Raw genomic sequence first — 12,434 nt, 5'->3', positions numbered from 1 at the left:
CTTCACCCCATAATATTTTGATATTGTAAAATCATGTCTTCTGTTGGTATACGTGCATAGATGCGTGTCGTATTCAAATCGGAATGGCCCATTTCTTCTGAGATAAATTGAATATCTGCACCTCTGGCCAACATATTTGTCGCAAACGTATGTCGCAAACTATGTGGATGTAATGATTGTTTAAGTCCAGCTTCTACTCCTAATTTATTTGTTACGTTGCGAATTCCACCACCTAAGAGACGGTTGCCAAATTTATTCATCAATAAAGGTGCTGTAGGATCAATATCGCGGGTTCCTAAGTAATCCTGTAGCACAATAGCACACTCTTCCGAAAAATGAACATGACGAATCTTCCCCCCTTTTCCTTTTACCTCAGCTGTCCGTTTTTTGAGATCGACATCTTGTATATTAAGATTCGATAACTCTGATACACGACATCCAGACGAAAATAAAAACAAGATCAATGCACGGTTCCGTACAGATAACCGTTCAGCTGCTCGTTTTACCCTTGCATATTCCTGTTCATTCAAATATTTAGGCAAGGACTCCGGTATCTTCGGCCGCCAGCGTTGCTTAGTGACTCTCGTATCCATATATTCCTCCGCCAGACAGAAACTAAAAAAAGAGGAAAGCGTTGAGAGAACAAGATCAATGGTTCTTGGTTTTTTATCTTCAGAAAACATATTCAACCACGTCAAAACATCTGAGGATGTTAGTTCATCTAATGGAATCGTACATTCACTAAAAAACTGCTCTAATATACTCCTATACTTTGTAATCGTCGCCTCTGCTTTGTTTTCTAATTTCAAACTCAGCAAATACTCATTTAATAATGTTCTCCTATTTTGAGAGATAGATTGATTATTGCTTATCCAGTACTTATTCATATGGCTATTAACCTCCTTCCTTTTTTTTGTAATAGGAACAAATCAATGAATATTGCTATTGTTAACTGATATTTCTTTTTCTAAACAAAATACTATAAACTAAATATATATTTGTCTTTTCCTTGATATAGAAAGAAATCCCCTCGAGTCGAAAGACTCAAGGGGATTTCTGCAATTCTAGTAGTCATTCAAATTCTAGTGAACTCGAATTAACTGTACTTTATTAGAATTAAACTATTAATTTTTGAACAATCACTACAATGAATCTCTCTGTGTAAAAAAGCAAAGCAACATTCAAAATCACCTAATAGGGACAACAAAAAATTAGCCTATCTCGAGAAATTAGTATTAATTTTCTCCGGATATACTTTTGAAGGGTACAGGGTACAACACTAATTTACAAGATAAACCCCGAAGATATGTCTTTCCACGGAGCCTTCAGCTCAGAAGTATTCAGAGTTAATTGATGACTGGTATCCAAAATTATAGAAAAATAATAGAAAACCCTGCAGAGATTTTACTCTGCAGGGTTTCTAACATTCAATCACCAATTTAATAGAATATAATTATCAAATCGTGATAGAAATTTGTACCGAACTAATTCTTAGTTAAGAACTTTATCGGCAGAATTAGTTAAATCAACAGCATTTCCTGATGCATCTTTAGCCGTTGTAGATGTAATAACATCACCTGAGACTACATCGTGAGATGCTCCTGGAGTAATTGTAAGGATAGTCTTTGCAGTATTCCACACGAATGTCGGATTAGTACCTAATGAGCGAACTGCAGTACCACCTGAATTTTTGATAACGATTTCGTTAGCAGCATCAAGAGATGCAATATTCATTGCTTCGCTAAATGTGAGAACTAATGTTGTAGTACCTGCAGGCACTTCAGGTGCTGCATTTATACCACCAGCAGTAGTTGCAGTTGCAGTTGCAGCAGTTGCTGAACCATCTCCAACTAAAGCAGCACTTACAACAGAATTAGCCCCAGTAGCCGCATTAATTGCTGTAACTACTTGTGCTGTAGTAGCTGTAATAGCACCAGGCGTTCCAGCACTACCGTCATCCGCTAGTTCTACAACTAATTCACCGCCGACAACATTTACAGTTGTTGCTGCATTATCAATAGCATTTACAAATTTCACAACTAGGCCATTACCACTTGTTCCTGTTAATTTAGAAGTAAGTTTAAGAGCATCTGTATCACCAGAAGCGTCAGTACCAAAGTCTACATTAGCAGTAGCTTTAACCTCTGGTTGCGCTGGAGAACCTGTACCACCAGCATTGTAAACTGCAGTTGTAATTGTTGGTGCTACACCAGTGTTGATAGTTCCTGTAGTAGAACCACTAGTGCGAGTATCAAAACCAGCAGCAGCTAAAGCAGTGTTAGCTGTACCATTTGTTTTGTAAGCATCTGCATCAACGATGTTAGCATTAGTATTATCGAATTGAACATTCAATGCACCGTCATAAGTAGCATCTGAAAGATCAAGTACGATAGAAGAAGTACCAGCTGTTCTTACAAGGTCAGTAGCTGTTGTGCTATCAATTTTAAAGTCTACACCGTACTCAAGTGCTAAACCGTTTGGTAGATACAATTTGAAGTTATCACGTACGTCCGCAATATTCTTAGCTTTAACAGCTTCTTGGAAGTTAATAGTGATTTTTTCGTTAGCTGCATCTACAAAGATACCAGGTGTAGTTGAAGTACCTGTAGTAGCAACAGTAATTTTACCATCAGAATCTTTCTTAACCTCTGGTGCAATTGAATCGAGAACAGTTTCAGAAGTACCTGTTACAGTACGATCTGATAAGCTCTTAAATGCATTAGCAGAATAAGTTAAAGTAGCACCAGTAGCATCAGTATCTAGTTTTCCACTTAAAGTTAATTTCACTACAGTATTATCAGCTTGAATTTCAGCATCTGTTACTGTTAGAGAACCAACTGATAGTAGTAATCTATCAACAGAGGCAACTGGTTGATTGAATTTAACCAACAATGTATCTTTTGCTGTTGCATTTACCCGATCAATATCGAATGTGTTAACGATTGGGTTAGTAGAATCACCATATTTAACTGAGAATCCATCAAGGTAGACACCATTAGCACCTTTAACACCTTGAATTGTGATTTCTTCTAGTGAAGATACAGATGCTGGAAGAGTAATAATAACTCCTCTGTTACCGTTTATTGGAGTAATATTTGTACTTGCAGGTAGTTTACCAGTTCTTGTAACTCCACTTTGCACATACTTCACATAGTAGTTCTCAGGATTTAACACCGAAGCATCAGATGAAATATCCATTGCTGCATTGAAGTTTACGAAGTAAACGTTCTTGTCACCAGTTACAGAAGTTACTTTTGGTTTTGATACGTTTGCAACTTCTAATGTTTCAACGATTGGAAGTGCAGTGTTTTTCAATGTTGTAGTATCTTGAATTCCAGTTAACTCAAAAGTATATGTTCCTGGATCAAGTGCTTCTGAGAAGTTCACAGTTAATGTACGGCTTGAAGAACCTGATTCTGAAACTGTATAACCGTAACCTGTAACTACTTTACCATCTTCGTCTTTTAATACTACATTTGTAGCTTTGAACGTAGAAGGATTGATATTTTTATTGAAAGTAAGAGTCAACTTGTCATTTGTGTCAGCAAATACTGCACTCACTACTTCTGGACGAGTTTGATCAATTACTGGGCTAATTGTTACTTTTGTATCAGCAGCAATTTTGTTTCCACTGTAGTCAACTACATTTGTAACATACAAATCAATTGCAACAGCTGGAAGTTTATTGTTACCAGAGAAAGTTAATTTGAACGTTTTACCGTCGATTTTTTCTACTGTCGCATCAGCTGCATGTTTAGTAGAACCATTCATCCAGTAGTAGTTGCTTCCTTTTAGTGCTTCAGCATCTTTAACATCTTCGCTGAATACCACAGTTGCGCTTTCTAAAGTAACGTCTTTAACTTCAACTACAGTCGGTGCAGTTACATCTTCAACTACATCGAATTCTACAGAAGTCGCAACTAAGTCGTAACCAGCAAAGTCTTCTACTTGGTTATTAATTGCAAGAGTGTGTTTACCTGTAGTCATAGTATTGAAAAGCTCGATGATAACAGTGCGAGTTCCGTTACCAGAAAGAATTCCTGATACTACTTTGTCGTCTAATTTGAATGTTCCAGCTACTGTTGAATTAACTTTAACTGGCTCAGAGAAAGTAACTTTGATCGCTTTGTTCCCAAGTCCTTCAACACTAACAACTGTAGGAAGTGCAGCATCAACTGGAGTGAATGCAAAGTCTTTTGCAGACACGTTTACTTTTTTATCAGAAGATTTTACGTTCGTTACAGTTAGAGTATACTCTTCTTGGTTATCAAGTGGAGTTGCATCCAATGTAAGAACTACAGTTTTGCCGTCTTCTTGTAGGCGAGCTGATTTAAGTGCTACGTTAGAAGTGTCAAGTTTCAAGTTATATGAACCTAAGTTTTCTGCAGAAGCTTTATCAACTGTGCCGTCGAAAGCAACGACGATTTCTTTTAGGTTAGTCGCACTTACTGATTCAACTTTAGTAGCTGTTACTACTTCTTCTTCAGGAGCTTCTGTTTCTACTTTAGAAGTTTTGTCAAGGAATGAAGCGAACTGACCACGAGTTGTTGTAGCTTTAGGATTGAATTGTGGTGCAGCTGGGTTCGTGATGTCGAAGAAATCAAGTACGTCGATGTATGGACGTGCTTCCGCTTTTGCTGTTGCACGGTCAGTAACATCTTTCTTGAATTCTTGTTCTGCTACGAAAGCAACCAAGTCCGTGTCATTGATAGAGTCATATGCACGTACTAGTACGATTGCCATGTTTTCACGAGTGATATCTTCAGTAGCGCCCAAAGAACCGTTTTCATATCCGTTGAATACACCGTGATCTTTAACTAGAGCTGAGTACTTAAGAAGCTCATCATTTGTTTTAGCTGTTTGATCCGCAAAACGTGGATTTGTTTTGTAGTCTTCAGGAACTTCATGTCCTAGTGATACAAGCCATTTACCCATCATCTTAACAACGTCAGAACGTGTTAATGTTTTATTCGGCTTGAATGTTCCATCTTCGTAACCAGTGATGATGCCTGCATCAGATAGTGCGTCGATTGCTGCTTCATGTGTGTTACCTTTCGTATCTTTGAAATCTTTTGCGCTTGCTACCGGTGCAACTGCTGATGCTACTAGTGCAGCTGAAGCAGCTCCCACGATAAACTTGCGGTACTTCGTTGGTTGGTTAGCCATTGAATAATTTCCTCCTCTAATTTAAAAAATAAATTTTGTCATCTACCCCACGGCAAAATGGAAGTAGAAGCCATTACACTGTAAAGTATAGTTACTAATAGCAGGGTTGTCAATTACTTAATGATATTTTGCTAGATTGCCATGCAAAAACTATGTAATTACCCACTGCTCCTACCATTCTATCGCATTTCAGATTAATATCAAGTATTTATGCAATGTTTCAAGAAAAGTCGTGCAATCTGACTATTTGTGATTATTGTTTTGGAATTGTGATGTGTGATATTTAAATAGAAGGAGTTTTTTCGAATTAACAAATACTTAAGTAAAAATGTAAACAAGTAGTGTAGTAGAAGTTGTTTGAAGATGATCTTTAATAATCTAGTATTAGAGTGTCTTCAGATTTGCTCTTAAAGGCTGAAGGACTTCCGCAGTTGTAGTGTCTAGCTCCAGGCGCTAGGAGCTCGGGTCATAAGCAAATACGCGCTGTGGCAAATACCGCCACGGCGCGTATTCGTCTTATGCCTGTCGCTCCTAAACAGCGCCTTCAGCTTTTCCACAGACAAAAGGACCTGAACAGATGGGAGCTGTTCAAGTCCTTTTGTGCGGTCAACCAACCGTTTTCGTTCTGCGTGGCTTTAATTATATATGTTACAGAGGAAATTATCCTTACACTTACGTATTCTATCATCAGTATTACTAGATTACAAGTATCATTTATTTGTTTTGCCTTATAATTTCAAATAAAAATTTCGGTAGATTCATTTGCCGTTTGATGCGGGTTGGTTCGAGTAATAGACGGTATAACCATTCGGCGCCGACTTTTTGGAAAGCGGCTGGTGCGCGTTTAATATTGCCCGCCAGGACGTCGAATGTTCCGCCGACGCCTTGGTAGAGTGTCGGGTATAAGTTGTCGCGATGTTGTTCGATCCATAGTTCCTGTTTCGGTGATCCCATCGCAACGAAAAGAATTTCAGGCTTTGCTTCATTAATCGTATCGATGACTTTTTGTGTATCTTGTTCATAGCCGTCTTGTGTGCCCGCGACGATTAGATCCGGGTATGTTTCGATTAGTTTACTAGCTGCCGCATCCGCTACGCCGGGTTTTGCGCCGTAGAGGAAGATGGACTTGCCGCATCTTGCGGCTTCTCTTACGATCCTGTCCATTGTGTCGACGCCGGTTACGCGGGACTTGATGTTGCCTTTTTGAAGCTTGGACGCGATTATGACACCCACACCGTCCGGAATTTGAAATTCCGCACGGTTCAGGAGTGCTTTAAGCTCGGGATCTTCTTTTGCCTTCATGAGCTTTTCGGGATTGATGGCGACGACGAGTGATTTCTTTTCAGCGTCGATGTTCGCAAATAGTTTAGGGATGAGTTCATCGTAGTTCTCTGTGTTGACGTCGACGCCGAGTACTTGTTCTTTCATTTAACTCATAACTCCTACTGGTGAGCCGTCTCCAAGTTTCAAGTAGTGGAAACCGGCTTGCTGCCATTTGTTTTTATCAAGTGCGTTTTTTGTATCCAAGATGAACGGTTTTGGTTCCTTTGTTGTGAGCGTACTTGGGCTGAGCTGTTTGAACACGGTGTGATCCGTAGTCAGGATGAGTATGTCCGCATCTTGTGTCGCTTCTTCCATTGTCGTCACCTGTGTAGGGTGCTGCACGTGTTTGATGTGCGGATCGTAGGACGCGACTTCGATATCGAGTGCCTGCAACGCTTCGATCACTTTCACGGACGGGCTTTCGCGCATGTCGTCGACGTCGCCTTTGAATGCCAGGCCAAGGACAGTCACTTTGCCGTTGGTAATTTGCATGTCATTCAAGATGTTTTTCGCTTTTTGAGCGACAAATTGCGGCATGGCGTCGTTTGTCAGACGGGCTTTATGGATGATGTCCGCATTTTCAGGGCTTAACTCTACTAAGAACCACGGGTCGACGGCGATACAGTGTCCGCCTACTCCTGGACCTGGTGTATGGATATTGACACGCGGGTGGAAGTTTGCGAAACGGATTGCTTCCCATATATCTACGCCGATCGTTTCAGCGATTTTTGCCAGTTCGTTTGCGAATGCGATGTTGACGTCACGGTATGTGTTCTCCATTACTTTGACGAGCTCAGCAGTCGTTGCGTCTGTTAGGTGGATTTCCCCTTGGACGAATGTTTTGTAAAGCGCTTTTGTCATTTCCGCAGATTCAGGTGTAATGCCACCGACGATGCGGTCGTTATTGACAAGTTCTTCGAAGATTTTGCCCGGGATGACGCGTTCCGGTGAGTGGGAAACGAATAGATCTTCACCGAGAGTCAGATTCGACTTGCGAAGTTCCGGCAACATCACGTTTTCGACGGTTTTCGGTGGAACTGTCGATTCTAAGATGACGAGTACACCCGGTGTCAAGTGTGGAACGATTGAAGCAGTTGCTTGGCGGATGTATTCCAAGTTCGCTGTATTGTCAGGATTGATTGGTGACGGAACGGCGACGATGTAGACGTCTGCTTCTACCGGCGTTGTGGAAACAGTGAAAAAGCCTTCGTCGATTGCTTGCTCGAGGCGTTCCTGTAATCCGTTCTCTTCTATATGAAGTTGCTTGTTAGAAATCATGTTGACGGCTCTTTCATTAATGTCGACACCGTGGACGTGAACGCCGCTATTGGCGAACATGACAGCTGTCGGGAGTCCGATGTAGCCAAGGCCGATTACGCAAATGTTTTTAGTCATGTGAATGATGTTCCTTTCTTCTTGTACGTGCTTATCGTTTCGCTTTAATCATTACGACTCGGCGTAATTTGTGTACGGATCATTTCAAGGTTGCTTGTGAATCCGCTGGAAGTTTTAGCTTGTTCTCGCTTTTTGAAGCAAGTTAAATAATTAGTTGATTATAGCATATTCGCTTAGTTGGTACAAAGTGTTGCGCGCATGCCACTGATCTTGGACGCGGGAGAACCGACAAGGAGACGAGGCATCTGTCTTCTTACCGGTTCTCTGCTGTTCATTCTACTGAAATAAATGTGTAAGCGCCATTTTTCGTTGCGCGTCCGACTGTGTTTGTAAAGCCGGGATGGATGACAAGGTAGTAACTGCCGCCTTTTTGCATTTGCTTATTTGGTGTGATGTCGAGTTTGTCATTGCCGTTTTGTGTGACAACAATCGGGACTGCGACGCCGCCCACTTTGACGAGTTCTACTTTACTGGACGTATTAATGTCCGTAAGGTTCATTTCCTGTGTGAAATGGATTTGGAATGTCTTATCTGTCGGGACGGCTTGCAAGTTGTCCAGCGTCTTAAACTGCTGGTCGGCAAGCCGTTCTTTTATGAGCCGTTCATGGATGGTCGATAGTTCATTGTCATGATCGGCTTTGATTGTCGGGATGACACCGGCGTGATGGATCTTTTTCTGGTTTGGTCCGGTGAATTCGCCGATTGTTAGCTTGAGTGCCGATCCGTCTTCGAATTCAAAGAATGATTGGATCGTGCCTTTCCCTTTTGTCTTCTCTCCAACAACGATGGCTGCATTCTGATCCTGGAGTGATGCCGCCACGATTTCAGATGCTGAAGCGGAGTAACGGTTAACGAGGACGTAGGTTTTTTCGGGAAATTTCACTTTAGAGGGAACCGGCTTGATTGTCGTCTTCCCTTCCCTTGTCTTCATTTCATAGGCCGTTTTGACACCTTCGAAGTGACCAAGCAGCTGTTCAGCACTTTCCACGTAGCCGCCGCCGTTATAACGAAGATCGAGAATCAGTTTGTCGGCTCCTTGCTTTTTTAATTTTAAGTAATGTTTGATGACTTCTTTGTCCATTGTGCCGGAGAAGGTTTTGACGCGGATGTAGCCGATGTCGCCGTAGAGCAGGCTGCTTGTAATACCAGGCTTGTCCAAATCTGCTAACGCTAAGTCGTCCGCTCCGACAGATGCGACGTAATCGTTGTATTCAGTCGCTGTCATATATCTGGAGTAATCATCGAGTGCACCCATCACCTCTTCGATCGTCTTCATGTCTTGCAGGTTTTCCGGTATGTCACCGTAGTAAAAGTTTTCGACGAAGAATTTGATGTCCTCGACTTTCGTGCCGCTTTCAGAGTCTGCAGCGAGTGCGGTTGGTGCAAGTATGATGATTGCGATAAAGGCGTAGAGAACGGCTTGCAGTTTTTTCATGTCGATGATCCTCCTTCCAGGGGGTGTCTTATATAGTAGAGAGTTCAAATTTCTTATGTATGCTTCTTTTATTATACCCACTTTACGGGATTAAAGACATGGAGCGGAAGAATAGTTTTGAAGAGTGGTAGTTTATGCGGTATTTATTTGCGCAAAAAAAGCAAAGAGCGCGTCTCTGCTTTTCGATGTTGTACTTATTTTCTTGAGAAGATGTGGACCCAGTACGTTGTGCCGTCTTTGTCGGTGGCATAGCCTGATCCGATGTTCGTGAATGTACTTTCCATGATGTTCTTGTAGTGACCTGGCGAGTTCACCCATCCGGCGACGACGGAATCAGATGTCGTGTAGCCTTTGGCGATGTTTTCACCGTATGCTGTCCAGTCATATTTGAAGCGGTCAAGCATTTGGCCGACGGACCCGTATGTCGGTGATTGATGGGCGAAGTAGTTGTTGTTCGCCATGTCTTCCGCTTTCTTTTGAGCGATTGCTGAAAGTGCTTTGTCGTGTGCGAGTTTGGCGGCTTTCTTTTGTTGCCGTTCTTTATTGACGAGCGTGATGGTTTGGATGGTATATGAATCTACCATAGCGACTGGTGGCGCTTCAGGAATTGAATAGACTTTTTCCATGTATTGTTTTTTCGCCTTGTCGTAATAGATTTCGCCGGTTTTACGTTTGGCATCGAATTCCATCGCGCGGGTGACGAAAGCTGCCATATGGGCACGCGATACAGGCTCGTCCGGAAGGAATTCGCCTCCTTGCTTCGTTGTCGTGATGCCGAGTTCAGCGATTGCTGTGATGTATTTGTGGTTGGCGTTCGTCTTCGTGACGTCTTTGAAGCTGATGAGGTCGTTATCATCCAGAATGATGTTGTAAGCGATCGCGATCATTTTCGCCATTTCGCCCCGTTTGAGCGGGGTATTCGGGTTGAACGCTTCATTGTTCGGGAACACACCGCGTTGTGTGAGTGCTTTTATATGATTATAGGAGCCGTGTGCTTGTGTCACATCTTTGTAGGCCAGTATGTAATCTTCCGTCGGCTTTGCTTTGACTGCGAGTGCAACGATTTTTGCGGATTGAGCACGAGTCACCGGCTGGTTGAGTCGATAAGTACCGTCGTCATAGCCGCTAATGAGGCCGGCGTTTGAGATGGTGTCTATGGGTGCATGCGCCCAGTGTGTTGTCGGTACGTCTATAAATGATTTTGCTTGAGCTTGTAATGAGGTCGTGCTGAATAGTAGAGTTGCGGCAAACGCGGTCGTCAAGAGTTGTTTTTTCATGTTGGACGCTCCTTTTCTTCTATTATCGTCCATTGTTACTAGTTTGTTGAGCAAATTTCTTTTTTTCTTCACAGGACTTTATGTGCATCTTTTGAAAACCGAAGGTTGGTTGTGTTGCTGGGAGGATACTTAGTTTACTAGCGTACAAGTCGCCCTGAATAGGTTTTACCAATCAAAAGCGAAAAAGGAAGTGATGGCCTAGGCCTCCACTTCCCTTTTCTTTTTCCTTTTTTTCCATAAGTCTTCGGCTGCGCCTGATCCGAGGATGACGCCGATGATGATGAGTGCGAAACCGATCAGGTGACGGCTTGTGATGATTTCTCCTAGGAAGAGTGCGGATCCGATGAGAGAGAACAATGTGTTCAAGTTCATGAAGATGGCGGCTTTGGATGGGCCGACTTTTCCAAGTGAATAGTTGTAGAGCATGTGCCCGACTGCAGTTCCGAGAATGGCACTGGCGGCGAAGGCTGCCCAGAATGACGGTGGAACTGTTGTAAATTTGACGATTTCGCCGGGTTCTTGGATGAAGCTGATGATGATGAGTAGGAGACTTCCCGTCGTTAACATGTACGCGGTGAGAAGCCTTGGGTCAAGCGTCTTTGCCGCCTTCGCGATTATCAAAAACGAAAAGACTTGGGCAAGGATGGCGAGAAATATGAAGCCGTCGCCTATTTTGAGGCCGGATAGTCCTTGGTCGCCTGCGAGGACGACGGATCCGATGCCGATGAAGCCTGTGATGGCGCCGAGCCATTGGATTTTGGTCGGGTAGTTTCGCAGGATGAGTGCGGTTAGGATGGCTGTTAGGACGGGGCCGGTTCCTAGGATGAGGCCTGCGTTTGTGCCGGTTGTGCGGAAGAGTCCCATGTTGAGGAAGTAGTGGTGCATGACGACGTTGAGTGCGGCTCCTCCGATGATGTATGTCCATTCTTTTTTTGTTGGGAGTCGGACGAGTTTGAATGCGCTTAGGATGATGAAGACGGTGATTCCGGCTGTTAGGATGCGGAATGCTGTCATGGTGACGGGATTCATGAATGTGAGCATGTATTTGAGTAGGGGGAGGTTTAGTCCCCAGACGAGCATTGTTGTTGTGAGGAGTGCGTAGAGTTTCCACATAGTTGTTGTGCCTTCTTTCTTTGGTGAGTGATTGATGAGTTGATTATACAGGAAAGTGAGGGTTTATGAGGTTATTTTCGGATATATGAGCTTTTTGGGCGTTATATGAGCTTTTATTTGGAGATATGAGGTTTTGCGAGAAGTTATGGAGTTTTGTGAGATTAGCGATCCATTGCTAAATCCTTTCTGTTTAGGAGCAATTTCATAATTTCGTTTCCATAGAGATTGAAGTGATTCTCTTACATACATATCTGTTTACTAGACCGTAATGATGGTAGAATGAGAACATCAGTTGCATAAAGTAGATGGGCGGTTGACACTCCCTTGAGAAAGGGGGTGTTTATATATGATGGTAACTTACGAGGCAATGAACATGCTATTTCAAGCTTTTATAGCATTTGCAACAAAAGCAACAGCTATTATTGGCATGATTGTGCTCCTTACCAACAAAAAGAAGTAACCGCCCATTCCCTTTCGACAGGAACAAAATGGGGGTTACTCTTTGAGTAAACATTTCTCCAACAAAAACCTGGTCAACCGCTCTTCATGCGGCATGTGACTGAAATTAGCTGGACGTTTCGTAGACGTTCAGCTTTTCTTATTATATGCACATTATACCACAATCATACAAAGTAATATACTTACGTATATGTGAAGAAGTGATAATGTAAGTGGACCAGGATGTGCGGTGAGAGAGCTGCTGCGAATCCTGGCTTTTTTGTGTT

Annotated in this window: 8 protein-coding genes; 1 reads left to right on the top strand and 7 read right to left on the bottom strand. The window is 42.5% G+C overall.

Translation table 11 applies throughout. The features are described 5' to 3' along the window. Positions 1–2 precede the first annotated feature (2 nt). The 7 genes from xerA to QWT69_RS02625 form a co-directional block, all read right to left on the bottom strand. Entirely contained in the window at positions 3–887 is an 885-nt protein-coding gene (gene xerA, locus QWT69_RS02655) for a site-specific tyrosine recombinase/integron integrase (protein WP_317968709.1), read from the bottom strand. A 604-nt stretch (positions 888–1,491) separates the two neighbouring features. Then, entirely contained in the window at positions 1,492–5,166 is a 3,675-nt protein-coding gene (locus QWT69_RS02650; protein ID WP_317968707.1) for an Ig-like domain-containing protein, read from the bottom strand. Positions 5,167–5,880: 714 nt separating this feature from the next. After that, positions 5,881–6,594 (bottom strand): WecB/TagA/CpsF family glycosyltransferase, encoded by a 714-nt coding sequence (locus QWT69_RS02645; protein WP_317968705.1) that lies wholly within the window; start codon positions 6,592–6,594, stop codon positions 5,881–5,883. Continuing rightward, positions 6,595–7,884, bottom strand: coding sequence for a nucleotide sugar dehydrogenase (locus QWT69_RS02640; protein WP_317968703.1), 1,290 nt, complete (start codon positions 7,882–7,884; stop codon positions 6,595–6,597). Between the two features lie 271 nt (positions 7,885–8,155). Further along, entirely contained in the window at positions 8,156–9,319 is a 1,164-nt protein-coding gene (locus tag QWT69_RS02635) for a S41 family peptidase (protein ID WP_317968701.1), read from the bottom strand. A 194-nt stretch (positions 9,320–9,513) separates the two neighbouring features. Further along, entirely contained in the window at positions 9,514–10,596 is a 1,083-nt protein-coding gene (locus tag QWT69_RS02630; RefSeq protein ID WP_317968699.1) for a CAP and S-layer homology domain-containing protein, read from the bottom strand. A gap of 198 nt (positions 10,597–10,794) precedes the next feature. Beyond that, positions 10,795–11,676, bottom strand: a complete 882-nt coding sequence (locus QWT69_RS02625; RefSeq protein ID WP_317970867.1) for a DMT family transporter — start codon at positions 11,674–11,676, stop codon at positions 10,795–10,797. 379 nt (positions 11,677–12,055) lie between these two features. On the opposite strand from QWT69_RS02625, the gene QWT69_RS17290 reads away from it, so the two are divergent. After that, on the top strand, positions 12,056–12,169 hold the full coding sequence (locus QWT69_RS17290) for a putative holin-like toxin (protein ID WP_431312307.1): 114 nt from the start codon (positions 12,056–12,058) through the stop codon (positions 12,167–12,169). Positions 12,170–12,434: the final 265 nt, after the last annotated feature.

It is taken from the genome of Sporosarcina oncorhynchi (genome assembly GCF_033304615.1).
Taxonomy (GTDB): domain Bacteria; phylum Bacillota; class Bacilli; order Bacillales_A; family Planococcaceae; genus Sporosarcina; species Sporosarcina oncorhynchi.
The sequence above is the reverse complement of the archived record's forward strand: the minus strand, read 5'-3'. Positions and strand labels throughout refer to the sequence as shown.

Coding starts and splice junctions, on each gene's coding strand:
- xerA (WP_317968709.1), bottom strand. CDS start 887: ATGAATAAGTACTGGATAAGCAATAATCAATCTATCTCTCAAAATAGG.
- QWT69_RS02650 (WP_317968707.1), bottom strand. CDS start 5,166: ATGGCTAACCAACCAACGAAGTACCGCAAGTTTATCGTGGGAGCTGCT.
- QWT69_RS02645 (WP_317968705.1), bottom strand. CDS start 6,594: ATGAAAGAACAAGTACTCGGCGTCGACGTCAACACAGAGAACTACGAT.
- QWT69_RS02640 (WP_317968703.1), bottom strand. CDS start 7,884: ATGACTAAAAACATTTGCGTAATCGGCCTTGGCTACATCGGACTCCCG.
- QWT69_RS02635 (WP_317968701.1), bottom strand. CDS start 9,319: ATGAAAAAACTGCAAGCCGTTCTCTACGCCTTTATCGCAATCATCATA.
- QWT69_RS02630 (WP_317968699.1), bottom strand. CDS start 10,596: ATGAAAAAACAACTCTTGACGACCGCGTTTGCCGCAACTCTACTATTC.
- QWT69_RS02625 (WP_317970867.1), bottom strand. CDS start 11,676: ATGCTCGTCTGGGGACTAAACCTCCCCCTACTCAAATACATGCTCACA.
- QWT69_RS17290 (WP_431312307.1), top strand. CDS start 12,056: ATGATGGTAACTTACGAGGCAATGAACATGCTATTTCAAGCTTTTATA.